General features: G+C 67.1%; 19 protein-coding genes. 6 read left to right on the top strand and 13 right to left on the bottom strand.

Features of this window, described 5'->3' with window-relative positions; all coding sequences use genetic code 11:
• The first annotated feature begins 19 nt into the window (after positions 1-19).
• Positions 20-529, top strand: coding sequence for a hypothetical protein (locus WD184_02285; GenBank protein MEX0825577.1), 510 nt, complete (start codon positions 20-22; stop codon positions 527-529).
• Positions 530-746: 217 nt separating this feature from the next.
• On the opposite strand, the gene WD184_02280 is transcribed toward WD184_02285, so the two are convergent.
• Positions 747-2,111 (bottom strand): 8-oxoguanine deaminase, encoded by a 1,365-nt coding sequence (locus tag WD184_02280; GenBank protein ID MEX0825576.1) that lies wholly within the window; start codon positions 2,109-2,111, stop codon positions 747-749.
• A gap of 241 nt (positions 2,112-2,352) precedes the next feature.
• Here WD184_02280 and WD184_02275 point away from each other — a divergent pair, with 241 nt between their 5' ends.
• Positions 2,353-2,544, top strand: a complete 192-nt coding sequence (locus tag WD184_02275) for a type II toxin-antitoxin system VapB family antitoxin (GenBank protein ID MEX0825575.1) — start codon at positions 2,353-2,355, stop codon at positions 2,542-2,544.
• Positions 2,545-2,916, top strand: coding sequence for a PIN domain-containing protein (locus tag WD184_02270; GenBank protein MEX0825574.1), 372 nt, complete (start codon positions 2,545-2,547; stop codon positions 2,914-2,916).
• A gap of 53 nt (positions 2,917-2,969) precedes the next feature.
• Here WD184_02270 and WD184_02265 read toward each other — a convergent pair whose 3' ends face one another.
• Both WD184_02265 and WD184_02260 read right to left on the bottom strand, forming a co-directional pair.
• Positions 2,970-4,748 carry an ABC transporter ATP-binding protein gene (locus tag WD184_02265; GenBank protein MEX0825573.1) on the bottom strand — a complete coding sequence of 593 codons (1,779 nt, stop codon included), beginning with the start codon at positions 4,746-4,748 and terminating at the stop codon, positions 2,970-2,972.
• Positions 4,745-6,499 (bottom strand): ABC transporter ATP-binding protein, encoded by a 1,755-nt coding sequence (locus WD184_02260; GenBank protein ID MEX0825572.1) that lies wholly within the window; start codon positions 6,497-6,499, stop codon positions 4,745-4,747. Before WD184_02260 ends, WD184_02265 begins: the two co-directional genes overlap by 4 nt.
• Positions 6,500-6,870: 371 nt before the next feature.
• Here WD184_02260 and hpt point away from each other — a divergent pair, with 371 nt between their 5' ends.
• Positions 6,871-7,392, top strand: coding sequence for a hypoxanthine phosphoribosyltransferase (hpt, locus tag WD184_02255; GenBank protein ID MEX0825571.1), 522 nt, complete (start codon positions 6,871-6,873; stop codon positions 7,390-7,392).
• 21 nt (positions 7,393-7,413) lie between these two features.
• Entirely contained in the window at positions 7,414-8,748 is a 1,335-nt protein-coding gene (locus WD184_02250; protein ID MEX0825570.1) for a phosphoenolpyruvate kinase, read from the top strand.
• Positions 8,749-8,770: 22 nt separating this feature from the next.
• Here WD184_02250 and WD184_02245 read toward each other — a convergent pair whose 3' ends face one another.
• The 10 genes from WD184_02245 to WD184_02200 form a co-directional block, all read right to left on the bottom strand.
• Positions 8,771-9,928 (bottom strand): urate hydroxylase PuuD, encoded by a 1,158-nt coding sequence (locus WD184_02245; GenBank protein MEX0825569.1) that lies wholly within the window; start codon positions 9,926-9,928, stop codon positions 8,771-8,773.
• Positions 9,928-10,254 (bottom strand): hydroxyisourate hydrolase, encoded by a 327-nt coding sequence (gene uraH / locus WD184_02240; GenBank protein ID MEX0825568.1) that lies wholly within the window; start codon positions 10,252-10,254, stop codon positions 9,928-9,930. The genes WD184_02245 and uraH overlap by 1 nt, the downstream gene beginning before the upstream one ends.
• Positions 10,255-10,296: 42 nt before the next feature.
• Entirely contained in the window at positions 10,297-10,797 is a 501-nt protein-coding gene (gene uraD / locus WD184_02235; protein ID MEX0825567.1) for a 2-oxo-4-hydroxy-4-carboxy-5-ureidoimidazoline decarboxylase, read from the bottom strand.
• On the bottom strand, positions 10,779-11,789 hold the full coding sequence (gene alc, locus WD184_02230; protein MEX0825566.1) for an allantoicase: 1,011 nt from the start codon (positions 11,787-11,789) through the stop codon (positions 10,779-10,781). The genes uraD and alc overlap by 19 nt, the downstream gene beginning before the upstream one ends.
• A complete protein-coding gene (allB, locus tag WD184_02225; GenBank protein ID MEX0825565.1) occupies positions 11,786-13,111 on the bottom strand; it encodes an allantoinase AllB in 1,326 nt (441 codons plus the stop codon). The genes alc and allB overlap by 4 nt, the downstream gene beginning before the upstream one ends.
• A 91-nt stretch (positions 13,112-13,202) precedes the next feature.
• Positions 13,203-13,712, bottom strand: coding sequence for a hypothetical protein (locus WD184_02220; protein MEX0825564.1), 510 nt, complete (start codon positions 13,710-13,712; stop codon positions 13,203-13,205).
• A gap of 148 nt (positions 13,713-13,860) precedes the next feature.
• Positions 13,861-15,192 (bottom strand): nicotinate phosphoribosyltransferase, encoded by a 1,332-nt coding sequence (locus WD184_02215; GenBank protein MEX0825563.1) that lies wholly within the window; start codon positions 15,190-15,192, stop codon positions 13,861-13,863.
• Complete coding sequence (locus WD184_02210) at positions 15,189-15,779, bottom strand: isochorismatase family protein (protein MEX0825562.1); 591 nt, start codon at positions 15,777-15,779, stop codon at positions 15,189-15,191. The genes WD184_02215 and WD184_02210 overlap by 4 nt, the downstream gene beginning before the upstream one ends.
• Complete coding sequence (locus WD184_02205) at positions 15,776-16,168, bottom strand: HIT family protein (protein ID MEX0825561.1); 393 nt, start codon at positions 16,166-16,168, stop codon at positions 15,776-15,778. Before WD184_02205 ends, WD184_02210 begins: the two co-directional genes overlap by 4 nt.
• A gap of 37 nt (positions 16,169-16,205) precedes the next feature.
• Entirely contained in the window at positions 16,206-17,081 is an 876-nt protein-coding gene (locus WD184_02200) for an ornithine cyclodeaminase family protein (GenBank protein ID MEX0825560.1), read from the bottom strand.
• A gap of 97 nt (positions 17,082-17,178) precedes the next feature.
• Here WD184_02200 and WD184_02195 point away from each other — a divergent pair, with 97 nt between their 5' ends.
• Positions 17,179-18,129, top strand: a complete 951-nt coding sequence (locus WD184_02195; protein MEX0825559.1) for an inositol monophosphatase family protein — start codon at positions 17,179-17,181, stop codon at positions 18,127-18,129.
• The last annotated feature ends 67 nt before the right edge of the window (positions 18,130-18,196 follow it).

The raw sequence follows: 18,196 nt of genomic DNA, 5'->3' as shown, positions 1-18,196 counted from the left end.
GTTTGAAGGTGGTGGTGGGATGGCCGACGACCCAAGAGATCCGGGGTGGGGTTCGTTGTTGCAGCCGCGCGCCGGCGGTCTCGTCCTCCTGCGCACCGTGTTCGTCGCGTTCCTGATCGTTTTGGTCGTCGTGCTCGTCGGCCTGTCGTTCGTCGATGTCGATGAGCCCCTGCTGGGAACCGGTCCCGCGGTGGCGATCCTCGCCGTGGTGGGGGCGATGAGCGTTTCGATCGCGGGGCTGCTCAAGAGGCGCCTCCTCCGTGGAAGGACTTCGGCGGAGGTCGCCAGCTCCTATGGGATCTCGATGTTCGCGCTACTGGCGGTCGCGGAGGCGGTCGTGATCGTCGGGGTGGTGCTCTTCTTGTTCACCGGCACCTTTGCCATCTATCTCGTGGCGCTGGTGTTCGCTGCGCCGGCGTACGCGCTGGCGGCGCCGACCAGGGGCGACATCACCAGGCAGCAGGAGATCCTGAACCAGCGAGGGGTGAACGCCGATCTGCTGGGCGGACTGCTAGACACCAGCGCCTGACCCCAAGCGTTAGGACGGCGCCACTACCGTGCCGTTGTGCCCGAATGCGCCGTCCCGCTCCCGTGCTCGGCCGCCGACAACGGCGAGCAATGCCGCCGGATAGCCGTGCCCGGAACGCATCCCAGAATGTGCGAGAGGCACTTGGCAGAGTCAAGAGTCAAGAGTCAAGACAAGAGCGGTAGACGATCTTCTTGACTCTTGACTCTTGACTCCTGCTTCAGCCCATCAGGGCTGAAGCAGCTCGATTGTGGTATTCCACCAGTGTTTCCTCGTCGATCGATCGGTGCTGGTAGTCCTCGATCACCGGCTCGCCGCCGACGAAGACATCACGGGCGGGTGCCGGGGAGCACATGACTGCTGCGGCCACCGGGTCATGAAGGCCGCCGGAGAACTCGACCCGGCCGAGGTCGAGGGTGAAGAAGTCGGCCATGCGTCCCGTCTCGAGCGCTCCGATGTCGCCTCGTCCCAGCACCTCGGCGCCGCCGCGGGTGGCGATTTCGAGAGCGGTCCGAGCCGGCATCTGCGGTCCGGCTCCGATGCCGGGGCTGACGCCGAGCCGTCCCAGTAGCAGGGCCTGACGCGCCTCGGCGAGGAGATTGCCCGAGTCGTTGCTGGCCGAACCGTCGACCCCCAGCCCCACTGGCACTCCGGCGGCGAGATAGGCGGGAACCGGGGCGATTCCCGAAGCCAGCCGCATGTTCGACGACGGGCAGTGGGCGACTCCTGTCCTGGTGGCCGCCAACTGCAGGATCTCACCGGGTTCGACGAACACTGCATGAGCGAACCAGATGTCGTCGCCGAGCCACCCCAGGTCGGCGGCGTACGCGATCGGACGCTTGCCAAACCGATCGATGGTGAATCTCTCCTCGTCCTTGGTCTCGGCGAGGTGCGTGTGGAGACGTACGCCCTTCTCCCGAGCTAGGTCGGCCGAATCGCGCATCAACTCCTCGGTGACGGTGAAAGGAGAGCACGGCGATACCGCGATCTGCACCATCGAGCCCAAGTGAGGATCGTGGAACTGCTCGATGACCCGGATGGTGTCGGCGATGATCGTGTCGTGGTCCTGGACCACCGAGTCGGGGGGTAATCCACCGTCCTTCTCGCTGAGGCTCATCGAACCGCGCGAAGCGTGGAAGCGGATCCCGACCTCGCGGGCGCCCTCCACCTGGTCGTCGACCCGCGATCCGTTGGGCCACAGATATTGATGATCGAAGGCGGTGGTGCAGCCCGACTTGGCGAGTTCCAGCAGTCCGAGCGTCGTGGCGAGGGTTACCGACGTCGGATCGAGGTTCGCCCAAATCGGATAGAGGGTGCGGAGCCAATCGAACAACGGCACATCCTGGGCGCCCGGGACCGCCCGGGTGAGGGACTGATAGAGGTGGTGGTGGGTGTTCACCAACCCGGGGAGCACCAGCATTCCGGCGGCGTCGAAGACCTGGTCAGCATTGTTGGGAAGCTCGGAGGTCGGCCCCACTTGTTCGATGACGCCCTTGCGAGCGAACAACCCGCCACCGGGGATCTCCCGCCGCCCTTCGTCCATGGCGACGAGCACATGGGCGTTCTTCACGAGGAGGGTGGACACCAGGGGACGGTAGTGGTGCTCGATCTGGTGCCGCGCGCGGTCGAGCAGGGGGTGGATCTGCCCAGGCTATGGAGTAAGTGGAACCGAGAATTCGACGAACCTGGGGCACTCCTCTACGACCTCGAAGACAACGGCGGTGAGGGGGACAATCACCAACCTCACCTAGAAAGCCTACGACGGCTGGGTAACCCGGACCGACACCGTTGACGCCAGCATACTTATTAGGCATACTGATATGCATATGCGAACCACACTGATCCTCGACGACGCACTGGTCGAGGAGGCGCAGCGGCTCAGCGGGATCACAGGCAAGTCTGCCGTTGTGCGCGCCGGGTTGGAAGCCCTTATCGCCCGGGAGAGCGCCCGACGGCTGGCAGCGATGGGCGGGAGTGATCCCTCTGCCGAGGCGGGCCGGCGCCGCCGGTCAGCCTGAGTGACCACCCTCGTCGACACATCCGTCTGGATCGACCACTTCAGGGTGTCATCGCCGCGACTGGCCGGCCTGCTCGACGAAGCACTCGTTGTACTCCATCCCTTCGTAGTCGGCGAACTCGCTTGCGGCACGCTGAGGGGCCGCGACGAGGTCCTCGGGCTCCTCGATCGGCTCGCTGAGGCCCCGGTGGCGGAGCACCGTGAGGCGCGCGGTTTGCTCGACGCTCATCGGCTCTGGGGGCAGGGCCTGGGATGGGTCGACATCCACCTGTTGGCGTCGTGCCGCCTCGGCTCCCACGATCTCTGGACTCTCGATCGACCACTGGCAGCAGCGGCCGCGAGGCTCGGAGTCGGCGGCCCCGATGTGACCTAACGCGGCGAAAGGCGGTCAGCGCGTCCGGCGAATTGCGGGCGAGGCAGACGACGTCAGTCGACTGCCTCGCCTTCCCACAGGGCGCGGAACTCGGGGCTGGTCGCCAGCAGGTCGTTGAGCCGTCCGATCGCGGCCACTCGGCCCTGATGCATGACCACGATCTGATCGGCCCGCTGCAGTGCCGGGTGACGGTGCGACACCACCAGGCTGGTGACCCCGGACCGTTCCCGGAACAACCGCTCCCACAGCACGCGTTCGGTCTCGACATCGAGGGCGCTCGAGACGTCGTCGAACACCAGCAGGTCGGGGCGGCGGACGAACATACGGGCAGTCGCCGAGCGCTGAACCTGTCCTCCGGAAAGGCGGACTCCCATCGGGCCGACGAGTGTCGCCAGGCCCTCGGGCATCGCGTCGACGTCGGGTTCCATCACCGCCGAGGCCAGCGCGCTCTGCACCTCGGTCTCATGGTCGAGCCGCCCCATCAGCAGGTTCTCCATCAGGGACATGGAGAAGAGCCGCGGCACCTGGGGGGTGTAGGCCGATCGCGGAGGGATGAAGAACTCAGCCGGCTCCTCGACCACCTCACCGTTCCACACCACTTCCCCGCGTTGCGGCTTCACCAGCCCCAGGATCGCCCGCAGCAAGGTCGTCTTGCCCGCCCCGACTCGCCCGGTGATCACCGTGAACGAGCCAGCCGGCACCATGAACGACACATCGTCGATGCCGTCGTCGGAAGCCGGGTAGTGGAAGGTGAGGTCGCGCACTTCGAGCGTCTCGAGGGGCGCCAGATGCGGCGGCACCACATCCGGGGGCTGGAGTTCGCCGGTGAGATGGAGGGGCACTGGCTCGACGAGCCGCAGCGGGGGAGCGTCGTCGCCCATCAGCTCCACCATCCGTCCGAAGGACACGGCGGCTTGCTGGTACCGGGCGATGAACAGGCCGAGGAAGAATCCGGCGTCAGTGACGAATCCGAGGAAGTACACGAACACCGCGAACTCACCCACGGTGAACTCACCCGACCGCATCGCCGACGCGGCGACGATCAGGATGATCCCGGTCCCGATGTTGATCGTGTTCCAGAAGAGCGACTCGAGCATCGCCGTCAGGACCTTGTCCTTGATCGCCGCGGTCCGCCTCCGGTCGTTGAGCATCCGGAAGTGGGCGATCATCGGCTTCTCGGCCCCGGCGACCTTGATGGCCTGCACCGAACCGAACGTTTCGCCCAGCGCCTCGGTGATCCGTCCGGTCGCTTCGCGCGACGCCTCGCGGTACCTCTTGATGCGATGCCGGGCGATCGCCGCCAGGTAGACGACCGCGATCGAGGGGCCGAACACCAGGGCCGTCAGCAGCCCGTCGATGCCGACCAGGATCCAGATGGCCAGTCCGGTGAAGGTGAACAGCCCGATCATGTCCACGGTCCACGAGAACGACTCCACGTTCTCGTCGACGTCGTCGCGGAACCGGCTGATCGCCTCGCCCGGCGACTCCTTCATCGACTGGGCGCCCGGCAGTTCAAAGATCCGCTCGAGCATGTTGCGACGCATCAGCGTGGCGATCCGGAACATCAGGTGGGCGTCATTCCACATCCCGAGGAACATCACGGTGATGCGCCCGAAGGCGTACACCACCACGAGCCACACCAGGGTGGGCACGTCGAAGCCGGCCGTCTGCTCTCCGGTGATCCGGTCGAAGAACGCCTTGGTGATCAGCGCGGGGATCATCGGCATCACCCAGATCGAGGCCCAGGCGAGCACGTTGGCGGCGTAGCGACCCTTCTGATACTTGATGAGACCGAGACCGAGCTGGGCGGTGGATATGCGGCGCGTCGTCATGCGAGCAACTCCTCCATGCCGGTGCGGAGCAAGGTGGAGAATCGGCTATCGGGGTCGGCGGCGAGCGTCTCGCGCGGCCCGTGCTCGACGACGCGCCCCCGCTCGAGGATCAGGATGTCGTCGGCGCGGTCGACCGTTGCCAGGCGGTGGGCGATCACGATCCCGGTGCGATCGGTCAGAAGGCGATCGACGGCGCGCTCGATCAGCAACTCGGTCGCCGGGTCGAGCCGCGACGAAGCCTCGTCGAGGATCACCAATCCCGGATCGCGGAGGAAGATGCGGGCGAACGCCAGCAGCTGGGCCTGCCCGGCCGACAGCCCGCCCGACCCCGATTCGAGCATCGCATCGAGGCCGTTCGGAAGGCCCTGAACCCAGTCGCCGAGGCCGAGCTCGAGGAGCACCTGCCAGATGCGTTCATCGTCGACGCTCGAGTCGAAGAAGGTCAGGTTGTCTCGCACGGTGGCGCGAAACAGCTGCACCTCCTGGGTTACCATCCCGACCCGGGCGCGGCGGTCGTCGCGCTCGATGTCGCGGAGGTCGCTGCCGCCGACCCTGATGACGCCACTGGTCGGGTCGTACAGGCGGGTGACTAGACGGGCCATGGTCGACTTGCCCGACCCGGTGCGGCCGAGCAATCCCAGCACCCGTCCGGGTTCCATGGTGAGGTCGACCTCGTCGAGCACCGACTCGCCGTCGGAGGCGTCGTCGCGATACGCAAAGGTGACGCCGTCGAACTCCAGGGCGAGCGGGCCGGTGGGGAGCCGTCCGGTGCCGGTCTCGGGGAGCTGGGTGCGGGCGGCGAACAGTTCTTCGACGCGGGCAATTCCCGCCCCCGCCTTCTGCAGGTCCTCCATCTGAGTCCGGATCTGGTCGATCGGGTGGCGGATCAGTTCCGTGTAGTGGAACACCAGGTAGACCGACCCGATCGTGATCGTGCCGGCGGTCAACAGCCGCGAGCCCATACCGAACACCAGGGCGAGGCCGAACACGTAGACCGCGATCGAGGTCGCCCAGAGCATCGAGAAGCCCCAGCGGCCCCTGACTTCCAGCGGCAGCCACTCGCGGTGCAGCAGCGTGAAGCGATGCATCATGTAGGGCACCGCCCCGTTGGCGCGGATGTCCTCGGTTCCGCCGAGCTGCTCGCCGAGGAACCCGAAGAACTCGGCCCGCTTGGCGCGCACCTCCCGCCACCAGGGGATGGCGATCGCTTGCAGCCCGATCATCAGCACGCCGGCGACGAGCGCGAACACCGTCATCCCGATGCCGATCAGCGGATGCTCTCGCCACATGAGGAAAATCACCGAGGCGAGTAGTACGGCATTGCCGACGACGTGAATCACGAACGCCGAGAAGAAGTTCGAGAGCGTGGTCACGTCGCCGTCGATTCGCTCGATCAACTCGCCGGGCGTCTTCGTCTTGTGGAAGGACATGTCGAGTTCGAGCAGGTGCTCGGCGAGCTCCGCCCTCATCTCATTGGTCGCCGTCCACCCCACCTGCTCGGCGAAGTAGGTCGACAACACGCTGAGCGCTTGGTGGCCGACGGCGAGCAGGATGAAGATCGCCGCATACGACAGCAGCCGCGAGATGTCCTGGCCCTCCTGGGCGCCGTCGATGAACGCCCTGATCAGCTGAGGATTGGCCACCTGGAAGGCGATGCCGGTGAACAGCAGGGCGGCGAGCAGCACCACGCGTGCCCGGAGAGGGCGCAGATACTTCTTGAGAAGGCGCCAGTAGGCGCGTACGGGAATCATCGAGGCTCCTGAGAGAGTCGTCGCGCGGCGCGCGACGCGGGATCGGTGGGGTTCGGCCCAGTTGGCCGGCGATCACGTCCGGGAAGGGACGTGCGCGGTCAACGAGCCTGGGGCGGGGTGATCCTCATCTGCATACGAGCCTCCACGGCGCTGAACTGTCGCAGGGACGGGGCGGTGTGTCAATCACAGCCTCGCTTCGCTCGGTTGCAATTCGCAATTCGCTAGGGAACTACACGCAATGCCCGCTCCCTGGGTGGGCGAACCCCTGGCCGTGTCGGCGGCCGTTCTGGGCGGTTCAGCCCCGCTCGGTCGTATCGCGTATTGCGTATTGGGTATCCGCAGCGAGGCCGACCTCCGTTAGCCTGCGACCGATGCCTCTCACCACGCTGATCGACGCCGCTGCTATCGACGAGCGAGTGGGTGAACTGGCTGCCCAGATCTCCACGGACTACGAGGGTGAGGACGACCTGGTCCTGCTCGGGGTGCTGAAGGGCTCGTTCATCTTCCTGGCCGACCTGTCACGCCGGCTGACGATCCCTCATCGGATCGAGTTCATCTCGGTGTCGTCGTACGGCGAGCGGGAGAGCGAGGATCCCGGCGCGGTGCGCTTGATCCTCGACGTCCGCCACGACATCGCGTCGAAGAACGTCCTGGTCGTCGAGGACATCGTCGATACCGGCCACACCCTTACATACCTGCTGCGACTGCTCGAAGCTCGTCGCCCCGCGTCTCTGAAGACGTGCACCTTGATCCGCAAGCCCGACCGGGCCGAGGTGGATGTCCCGATCGATTACCTCGGGTTCGACATCCCGGATGTGTGGGTGGTGGGGTACGGGCTCGATTTCGCCGAGCAGTATCGAACCCTGCCACGCATCTGCATCCTGGAGAGGTGACCGTCCGGTAGCGTGCCTCCGATGACTGGCGCTTTCTCGGATGACGTCCTTGCCGCCTTTGCCCGGAGGCTCGACGACGACGGCGCCGGCAAGGCGTTCCCGGGGGATACCGGGGAACGGCAACCGATCCACACCGTCTACGGCGGTGCGCAGCTGTTCAAGTGGGATACCGCCCCCCGGCTGGGGGCGGTCGCGCTGAGGACCCTCGAGCGATACGCCCCCGACCCGGAGTCTCTGGCGGTTGCCCTGGGCAGGGAAGGCGATCCGGTTGTCGCCACCCTCTACCCGCGAATCGTCGAGAAGTTGGAGCGGGAGCCGGTCGAGGACTTTCGGATCGACTTCGAAGACGGCTTCGGCACCCGGCCCGACCCGGAAGAGGACGAGGTGGCGGTCGAGGCCGCCGGGCAGGTCGCCCGGGGAATGGCCGAAGGCGGGCTGCCTCCGGTGATCGGTATCCGGATCAAGCCATTCGGACGCGAACAGCGGGCGCGGGCGTTCCGGACCCTCGACCTGTTCTTCAGCGAACTGGTCTCCCGTACCACGGGCGCGCTTCCCCCGCGGATGCATGTGACGCTTCCCAAGGTGTTGTCCACCGAGCAGGCGGAGGTGTTCGGCGAGGCACTCGGGGTGCTCGAAGAGCGGCTCGGGCTGGAGGCCGAGGCGATCAAGGCCGAGGTGATGATCGAGGTGACTCGCTCCGTAATCGACGAGGAGGGGCGGGTGGTGGTGGCGCGTCTGGTCCGCGCCGTGGGCGATCGATGCGTTGCGGCACACTTCGGCACCTACGACTACACCGCCTCGTGTCAGATCACCGCGGCGCACCAGGGGATGACCCACCCGGCGTGCGACTTCGCCCGGCACGTCATGCAGGTGGCACTGTCCGGGACCGGCATCTGGCTTTCCGACGGGGCCACCAACGTGCTGCCGGTGCCCGTCCACCCGGAAGCGACCACGCCGGATGAATTGGCCGCGAACACCCGTGCAGTCCACAACGCTTGGCGCCTTCACTTCGACGAGGTCCGTCACTCGCTGGTGCATGGCTTCTATCAAGGATGGGATGTCCACCCTGCCCAACTGGTGACCCGGTACGCCGCGGTTCAGGCCTTCTACCTGGAGAGTCTCGATGCCGCCGCCACCCGGCTGCACAACTTCGTGGAGCAAGCTGCCCAGGCGACGCTGGTCGGCGATGTCTTCGACGACGCCGCCACCGGCCAGGGGCTGCTCAACTTCTTCTTCAGAGCCATCGCCAGCGGAGCGATAGGCGAAGAGGAAGCAGCCCGGCGCACCGGGGTGACGCTGGAGGACCTGCGCGGCAGATCGTTCGTGAAGATATTGCAGAATCGGACGGGCGCCTGACAGCGCCCCTCCGGGCGGCTTCCTAGCCGCCTTCTGCCCACTCCACCACCAGCGCCCGCTCTTCCTCGGTCATGGCGGTGGCGTTTCCGAAGGGCATGTACCCGGACTCGACCAGCGGTCCGATGATCCTTCTGCGAGCCAGCACCGCCGATTCGGTGTCGAGGAGAATTCCTTTGGCGGCTTCGGTGTAACCGGGCTCGGTCGGCGTCGCCGAATGGCATGGCACACACCTCTGCTGGACTATCGACAGGATCTGTGGCGGCACGATCTGGTCGGTCGAAGCGGGTCGAGTGACCACCGCCAGGGCGATCATGATCAGGGCCGCGGCCGGCAGGATCCACACGTTGCGGTGGCCCTGACCTCGAAGATTGAACCAGTGCCTCACCAGCGCTCCGGACGCGGCGATGCCGGCGAGGATGGCCCAGTTCCAGCGGTCCCCGAATGTCGACGGGAAGTGCCCGCTCACCATGATGAAGACCACCGGCAGCGTCAGGTAGTTGTTGTGGAGCGACCGGCGGGCGGCGTCGCGGCCTGCCTCGGCGTCGGGGGTTTTGCCCCGGGTCATCGCGTCGACCATCTGGCGTTGCGACGGGATGATGACCCGGAAGACGTTCGCCGCCATCAGGGTTCCGATCAGCGCCCCGGTGTGGATGTAGGCCGCCCGGCCGGTCATCACCTGCGAGTACCCGAACGCCACCCCCGCGCCCAATCCGAGGCCGATGAGGGCGAACCAGGCCGGGTGCCGCGCCAGCGGAGTGCGACACAACCCGTCGTAGATAGACCACCCGACGACCAGCGAACCGAGGCCGAGGGCGACCAAGGCCCACCGCGTCATCTCGAACTTGGTCGGGTCGATCGCGATCCCGCTCGGTCCCAGGTAGTACACGATGAAGAGCAGCGACACCCCGCTCAGCCATGTGGCATAGGCCTCCCACTTGAACCAGTGGAGGGTGTCGGGAAGCCGTGCAGGCGCCACGTCGTATTTGACTACCCGGTAGAACCCGCCGCCGTGAACCGACCACAGTTCGGCCGCCACCCCGGTCTCGGGGATCGCCGGAGGCCGGACCCGGTTGTTGAGCCAGTTGAAGTAGAACGACGTCCCGACCCAGCTGATCCCAACGATCACATGAATCCACCGCATGGCGATGTCGAGCCATTCCTGCAGGTGAAGGTCGAGCATCAGGACCCGCGGTAGGTGGAATACCCGAACGGGCTCAGCAGAAGAGGGATGTGGTGGTGCTCCTCGGGTGAATCGACCCGAAATACCACCGCGATCTCCGGGTAGAAGGCGTCGTCCCCTAGGTAGGCCCCGACCTCGAAGGTCAGCCGGTACTCACCGCGAACGAGTGGCTCTTCACCGAGCAGGTCGCCGATGCGGCCGTCGGTATCGGTGGTGGCGCTCGTCATCGGCCGCCAGCCATTCCCGTCGAATGCCTCGAGCCGGACCGACACACCTGATGCCGGCCGCCCCCGCCCGGTATCGAGGACATGGGTACTCAGGCTCATGTCGCCCCTGGTGGCTGGTGGCTGGTGGCTCGTGGCATCGTCTCAATCTATCCCCACGAGTCGGCGCAGACGCAGATCGGTGATCTTCTCCTGCTCAGCGGCGGCGATAGCGGCTTCGACTTCGGGGTCGTTGGCGATCCGGTCGCGGCAACGGGCCAGCAACTCTTCGGCCGACTTGCCGGTGGCGAAGATCAGGTACACCCGGCCGAAGTTGGCCTCGTATTCGCGATTACACGCGTCCAGACGCTCGAGGACCCCCGCGGGCGCCTCGCCAACTGCACCCTGCTCGGCGCGCGACCAGGCGTGGTGGCGATCGTCGCCGGGCACCGATTCGCCGATACGTGGATGGGCGGCGTAGGCCGCCTCGCGGTCGGCGGGGTCGAGTGATCGCCATGTCGACCGGGCGGTGTCGAGAAGCTCGGCCAGCGAGGCAAAGGGTCGGCGCAGCGTCATCTCCGTAGCCCAAGCACCCGACCCGCAGCAATCGCGTAACGCCGCGTGGGCCTCGTCGGGGTCGAGGCGGTTCAGCCGATCGAGGTCCATGGCTGGTCGCTGCGCCCGAAGGCGCGGAGGCGGGCGACTCCGCCGTCGGGATGGATGTTGAGCCGGAGGTGGGTGACGGGGCCGACGTCGGCGAGCTTCGTCCACTTGTGTCGCGAGTCAGGCTTGACCGGACTCTCGGGGACCAGTTGCGTCCACCCCGCCAGCCGCAACTCACCGATGGAGGCTCCGGGGGCATCGATCGCCTCGACATCGGCCGACCCGGGGGCGTTCCCCTTGAAGTGAGCGGTGTCGAACTCGATCCGATCGATGACGCCTCGCCCGGCCAGGCGAATCACCGCCCAATCGTTGCCGGCACCGCGGCGCCGTCGGGTTTCCCACCCGTCCCACATTCCCCGGGCCCGGCCGGGCACCAGCATCCGGTTTGGCGACGAGTAGTGGCGATCGGAACAGTCGATCGCGCGGGCGCCGTGGTGGAGGAGGGCGAGATCCAGCTCCCGGTCGCCCTCGAGCACTCCTTGCGGTGGCACCGGGTCACCCAGCACCCGCAGCCTGGCCACCCCGCCATCCGGGTAGATGACGAGCCGCAGGTGGGTGATGCGCAGGGGTGGGGAGGCGGCGAACTCGTTGGTGGTGTCGCCGCGCAACGGCGTGCGGCGGACGATCTCGCTCCACCGGCCCGGGTCACGCACCAACTCGACGACGGACGGATTCCCGGCGAGATCGATGGCCTCGACCGAGGCGGATTCGGGGTAGTTGCCGGTGAAGTGGGCCGTGTCGACCACGACCTGGCGAACGATGCCGGGAATGCCCATGGCGACGATCGCCCAGTCATGGCCCGGCTCGCGGCGGCGCCGCGTCTCCCAGCCGTCCATCCACTTGCCCCGCGACGTGTACTTGTCGGGATCCCAGACGGCGTCGCCGTCCCTGATGAGGCCCTCCTTGGGCGCGAAGAATTCGTCGTTGGCGGCGATCACCTTGCCGCCGAGTCGTTCCGCAGCCAGATCCACCAGTAGTTCGGTCGAGTCACTCATCTCCGCTCCAGCAGATTCCCGGTGCCGGTGGTCACCTGTCCGTCGCCGAAGACCACTTTGCCCCGGACCAGTGTGGCCGAAATCTCGCCCTGGAGGTTGCGTCCGGCGTAGGGAGTGACGGGGTGTCGCTGGAACAGTCTGTCGCCGTCGACGACCCGCCCGGCATCGGGATCCCAGATCACCAGGTCGGCGCGTCGGCCCGGCTCCACCAGACCGCCGGGGATGGCGGCGAAGTCCGCTGGTGCGGTGGCGGTCCACCGGACGACGTCGGCGAGACCGAATCCCCGGTTTGCCGCTTCGGTCCACATGATCGGCAGCCGCAACTCGAGCGAAGCGATGCCACCCCAGGCGCGGTCGAACCCACCTTGCTTGAGGCTGGGAGAGCACGGCGAGTGGTCGCTGACCACCATGTCGATGGTCCCGGCCGCAAGGCCTTCCCACAGGCGTTCGCGGTTCTCGGCGTCCCGAATGGGTGGGGCGCACTTGAACTCACAGGCTTCACCTCGGATGTCGTCCGAGCAGAAGGTGAGGTAGTGCGGGCAGGTTTCGACGGTGATCGGCAGCCCGTCGCCGCGGGCAGACTCGAGGAGGGGGAGAGCGTCGGCGGCCGAGAGGTGGAGGATGTGGGCGCGCCCGCCGGTGCGGCGGACCGATTCGATCACGGCGGCGATCGCCTCCGTTTCCGCCTCGGCCGGGCGCGAGGCCAGATACGACGGGTAGTCACGACCAGCCGGTGGCGCGGCGGCGAGCGGTCCGGGGGCCTCGGCGTGGACGAGTAGCGGAAGACCGACCGCGGCGACTGCCTCGAGTGCGTCGTCGAGCTCGCCGAGCCCGATGCATCCGAACTCGTCGACCCCCGATTCGACGAGAAAGGCCTTGAACCCGAACACTCCCTCCTCGCCGAGGGCTTTCACCTGCCCGAGATTGCCGGGGACGATGCCACCCCAGAACCCGACATCCACCGACACGTTGGAAGCCGCGGACCGCTTCGCGTGGAGCCCGGCGACCGTCGTCGTCGGAGGAACGCTGTTGAGCGGCATGTCCACGATGACGGCGATCCCACCGGCGGCTGCGGCCGCGGTGGCCGTCTCGAAGCCCTCCCACTCGGTTCGCCCCGGGTCGTTCACATGAACGTGGGTGTCGACGAGCGCCGGCGAGATCACGAGATCGCCATGGTCGGCGACCGCTACGCCGCCGTCGTCGTCGTGGCGGAGCACCGCGGCGATGAGTCCGTCCTCGATCACCACGGTGGCGGCGGTCAGTTCTTCACCAACGAGGACCCGAGTGCTGCGATGGGCTGTGGGAACCGCGCGACGTGGCATGGGTTGGTATTCAAGCGATTAGCGACGGGCGACCCGGTACTAGAAGCGCGGTCGCCGCGCGCTCCTGCGGGAGGCCGGGGGGCGGGAGGCGTTAAAGAGGCGTCGCGTAAGCCCCTGGGTCCTGATCCGCTTCGTCCTGCGCTCGTCGCACCAGATTCATGTACTTCGACCGGCCGAGGATCTGGCGGTCGAGGAGCGCTCCGAGGTGCTCCACCGTGTAGGCGGTGGCGTCTTCGAGTGGGGCGGCGATGTCGTCGGTGTCCTTCACGTACATGAGGCGGGTCCAGTACGAGTTGACGACGACCGTGAGGAAGGCCTGAACGACGCTGTTGCGTTCGAGCGCAGCGAGTGGACGCATGTACAGCAGGACGGTGAAGAGCAGCAGCGAGGTGGCGGCGATGGCGGCCACCACTCCGGCCTGCGCCCAGTTGTACCCCTCCGGGGGCACGTCGGTGGCGATCCGGACCGCGGCGATCATCGCACCGAGTGCGAGCATGAATACGACGATGAAGAGCCACTTCATGGTGGCGAAGGCGAATCGCTGGCTGCGGGCCCCACGGAGGAACTGCTGCTGGTTGGCGTCGAGGATCGCCCGAGCCATCGCGTCGATGGTCATGGACCCGGCGGGCGCGTCGGCCCAGGGCGCGCTATCTGTGTCAGTCGGTTCCGGCTTCTCCATCGCCATCGCCCCGCTTTCCCTACGCGTGGCTGAATCTACCGCGTCCTGCCTGACGCGGGTGCCGGTTGGGTCAGCGTCGGGAGCGGACCTCGTCGGTGAGGGCGTGCAGACGCGGTGAGATCTCTACGTTCCACGGGGGATCCGCCGGGCCATCGATGCGGCGGACCTCTGGGCGGAGGCCGTCGATGGACGCGATCACCGCGGCCCTCATCGCGTGGAGGTCACCGGGGGGCTTGGTGCGGACACCACCGGAGAGGTACGGCTCGAGGAGGGGGCGCCCTTCCAGTACTTCGTCGGCGAGTCCGATCACGTCGCCGCGGTCACTCCGGAACACCTGCTTGATCCCGGGATAGTTGGCCTTCCCGATCGAGCTCTTCATCAGCGCGCCGTCCTGGTCGTGGACCAACTTGTAGACGACGTCGAGGCCGGGATCGTCGGAGCTGGTCATCATGCTGCTGCCGACACCGAAGCCGTCGATGGGTGCCCCGCCCGACAGCAGCGCCTCGATCCTGAATTCGTCGAGTCCGCCGGAGGCGAGGATCTGCACTCCTTGGAGCCCGGCGGCATCGAGGATGGCGCGCACCTCACGGGAGAGCGTGCCCAGGTCGCCCGAATCGAGGCGCACTCCCGAGACCTCGATACCGTCGGCCCGCAGCCGCGGAGCCACTCTGGCGACGATCCGTGCCCCTTCGACCGTGTCGTAGGTGTCGATCAGCAGGACCGCATCGTCGGGGAACGCCCGGGCGAACGCCTCGAATGCGGTCTGCTCATCGTCGTGGGCGAGCACGAAAGAGTGGGCCATGGTGCCGGTGAGCGGCACCCCGTAGTGGTAGCCGGCTGCCACCAGTGAGGTGGCAGCTGCTCCGGCCAGGTAGGCGGCTCGCGCCCCCTTCAAGGCGGCGTCGGCACCGTGGCTGCGCCGTGCCCCGAAGTCGACGAACCTGCGCTCCCCGGTGGCGATGTGGACCCGGGCCGCCTTCGAAGCGATCAGGGTCTGCAGCCCCACCGCGTTGAGGAGGAAGGTCTCGACGATCTGGGCCTGGATCAATGGGGCGGTGACCCGGAGGATGGGCTCTTGGCCGAATACCAGTGTCCCCTCGGGAACGGCCCAGACGTCACCTTCGAAGCGGACGGTTCCGAGGTGCTTCAGGAATTCGCTGGAGAAGCGTCCCAACGATCCAAGGAATGCGATCGCCTCTTCGTCGAATCGCATCTCCTCGAGGAACTCGAGGGCGTCCTCCAGGCCGGCGGCGACCAGGAAGTTGCGATGGGGGCCGAGCTCCCTGACGAACAGCTCGAACGTTGCCGGATGGTCGAGGTCCCCCCGAAGATAGGTCTCGGCCATCGTCAGCTCGTAGAGGTCGATGAGCAGCGGGGCAGTTTCGGTGGTGATCCACTTCAAACGATGGCCACTCCGGCTTCCTGCATGGCGCCAATGGCGGCGTCGCCATCACCTTCGGCCAAGTCGACCGCGCGGATTCCGTCGACGAGGGCGATCGTTTCGTATCCGAGGCGGATGGCATCGAGCGCGGTCTCTTTCACGCAATAGTCGGTGGCGACGCCGATCACCACGACGCGGTCGATACCCCGATCGGAGAGGAGGGCGTGCAGCCCGGTGGACTCGATCTCTTCCGGGTTCTCAGGGTTTCGTACGGTGAAGCCGCTGTACCCATCCTCGCCCTTGGTTCCCTTGCGAATGATCGGTGCCTTCGCGATCACTGTGACCAGCATCTGCATTTGTGCGCCCCAGGATTCGCCGATGCAGTGGATCGGCCAGATCCCCCCGTCCTTCTCGAAATGCGGCGTCGAAAACGGATGCCAGTCCTGGGTGTACACCACCAGGGCGCCCGCTTCGGTGGCAGCAGAGATCGTCTGATTCACGAACGGGATGATCTCGTCGGCTCCGGGAACCGTCAGCGAACCGCTCTCTTCGACGAAGTCGTTCTGCATGTCGACGACGATGAGCGCCGTCTGCGGTCCAAATGTCATCGGATGACCGTGTGGATCCGCTCGGCGGTCTCGGCGAGGCGCGCCTTGGCGGCCTCGTCGACCGGGGGAAACGGCACATCGGCGAGGAAGTTGGTGGGGATCAGGTGAACGTGAGCGTGGGGCACCTCGTATCCGACCACGAGCACCACCACCCGGTGGCAGTGCGTCACCGCCTTCAGTGCCGTGGCGATGGTCTGTGACGCCGACCACAAGGCTTTGTAGTCCTCCTCGGGCAGGTCGAACAGGTAGTCCACCTCGCGCTTTGGGACCACCAGGGTGTGGCCCTCCTGCCGCGGATTGACGTCGAGGAACGCGAATGTGTGTTCGTCTTCGTAGATCTTGTGCGAGGGGACTTCCCCGCGGATGATTTTGGAGAAGAGGGTGGTCATATTCGAGAAGGGTAGAGGAGCCCGGAGGCCCCATCCGTCAGCCGATCTCCACACCGAGACCCAGGTCGGCGGCGCGCTTCAGCGCGGCCGCGCCTGCCGCCACATCCTGACTCGCGATCCCCACCGATTTGAAGAAGGTGATGTCGTCGTGGTGGCGCTGGCGATGGATCCTCCCGGCGAGCAAGTCGGCGATCGTCCCGTCCGGCTCGCGCCCCGCCTGCAGCAAGTCGCCGGCCTCGGCGGCGGCGGCTTCGAGGTCGTCGACGAAAACCTTCGCGACCCTCACCACCTCAGGCGGGATCTCGCACATCGCCGGGGTGAACGCCCCAACCGCGTTCAGGTGGGTTCCGGGACGCACCGCTCTGGATTCGAACAGCGGGACTCGGCTCGGGGTGGCAGTGGTGACCACATCCGCCTCAGCCACCGCCTCGGTCGGGTCGGCGGCCACCTCTCCATCGACCCGTGCCGCCAGTGCGGCGGCGTGATCGGGATCGCGCGACCAGACGAGCACGTCGAGGATCGGGCGCACTTCCTTCACCGCGATCACCTGGTCGTATGCCATCGCCCCCGCTCCGAGCATCGCCATCGTCCGCGCATCGGGCCGGGCGAGGAGCCTCGTGGCGAGGCCAGCGCCGGCCGCCGTGCGAATCGCCGTCAATGTGGGTCCGTCGACGAGGCCGGCGCATCGTCCGTCGGCATCGAACACCGCCACGATGCCGAATGGCTTTCCGGGAACCGTCGACACCACCTTCATACCGGTGAGATCGCCTACCCGGCCGGGCATGAAGAGCGACGGTCCCAGCCGGGAGCGAACCGGCGTCTCGCGGTCGTCGCCGAAAGCCGACTCCATCGCGGTGATCGCATCGGACATCGAAAGCGCCTCGCGGGTAGCGACAGCGTCGAGGTAGCGCATTCGGGAAAACCTAGTTGCGATTGGCGACTGGCGATTGGCCCGTCCTCTGGCCGGGGGTGGCGCTGAGCTTCGAAGCTCCGTGCCACAATCCCCATCCGTGATTCCCGACCTCGACGCGATGCTCGACACCGCCCGTTCTGCGGTGCGAGCGGCGTCGGCTCTGTGCATGCTCGTCGCCGACTCCGGACCGGAGCGGTTGGAGAAGGCAGGCCGGGAGCCGGTCACCCTGGCCGACTATGGGTCCCAGGCGGTGATCCTCGGCGCGGTTGCGGCGGCGTTCCCTGATCACGGTGTGTTGGCAGAGGAAGGGTCCGCCCACCTGCTCGCAGAGGGTGGTGCCGGCTCCGAGACCGTGGCGTCGCTGGTGGCCCAGGTCACCGGTTCGCCCTGTCGGCCGGACGACCTCGCCGATTGGATCGACCATGCCGGCGGGGGGGGACAGCCCGTATGGGCCGTGGACCCCCTCGACGGGACAAAGGGCTTCCTGCGGGGCGACCAGTTCGCGGTGGCGGTGGGCTTGCTGGACGCCGGGGTCCCGATTGCGGGCGTCCTCGGCTGTCCCCGGCTGACGATGGGCGATACCACCGGGGTGCTGCTGTGGGGGGTCCCCGGGCGAGGGGCGTGGATGGAGCCCATCGGGGGCGGCGTCGCGACCCGGATCTCGGTGTCGGCTGTGGCCGATCCTGCCGCGGTGAGGGTGCTCGGCAGCGTCGAGACGTCTCACGGGGACCCGGCGGCCATCCAACGGGTGGTGGACCGTGCCGGGTTCGGCGGCGGCTGGGTGCGGATCGATAGCCAGGCCAAGTACGCCGCGGTCGCCGCCGGCCTCGCCGAGGTCTACCTGCGCCCGGTGAGCCGGCCCGACTGGCGCGAACGAGTGTGGGACCACGCCGCGGGGGCGGCGATCGTGATCGCCGCCGGCGGAACGGTCACCGACCTCGACGGACGCGACCTCGACTTCACCACAGGCCCCACCCTGGAACACAACCGAGGAGTAGTGGCCACCAATGGAGCCGTGCACGAAGCAGTCCTGGCCGCGCTCCGATAGAGGTCCGCGATGCGCGATGCGCGATGCGCGATGCGCGATGCGCGATGCGCGATGCGCGATGCGCGAT

The sequence above is a fragment of the Acidimicrobiia bacterium genome, from assembly GCA_040878325.1.
GTDB lineage: Bacteria > Actinomycetota > Acidimicrobiia > Spongiisociales > UBA11373 > JAUYIV01.
Note: the sequence above shows the minus strand (reverse complement) of the source record. Positions and strands in the feature narration are given on the sequence as shown.